1 pseudogene is annotated in these 285 nt (G+C 53.7%); it reads left to right on the forward strand.

The annotated features are described in order from the left end of the window. Positions 1-285, forward strand: a pseudogene (locus IV91_RS18600) (hypothetical protein); the annotation flags it as partial.

Here is a 285-nt window from a genome sequence, read left to right on the forward strand (position 1 = left end):
GGCGAGGTAGGCGTTGATCTGAATACTTCCGAGATTGTCTGTTCAAACGGAAAGCGCTATGCAACCCCGCTCAAACTTCAGGTGCTGGAGCAACGCAAGCGCCGTTACCAACGCGCTTGCCGCCGAAAGATTGCGGCGGCCAAAGTGTCGATGGGATTGAGCCGGAATGCGAAATTATCCAAGGGCGTAAAGTTGCCCGTTTCCAATAATTTACGCAAAGCCTACTGGAAAGTGGGTCGCGTCACTGAACATGCCGCCAACGTCCGCAAGGACTGGCAGCATAAA

It is taken from the genome of Ferrovum myxofaciens, from assembly GCF_000735045.1.
Classification (GTDB): domain Bacteria; phylum Pseudomonadota; class Gammaproteobacteria; order Burkholderiales; family Ferrovaceae; genus Ferrovum; species Ferrovum myxofaciens.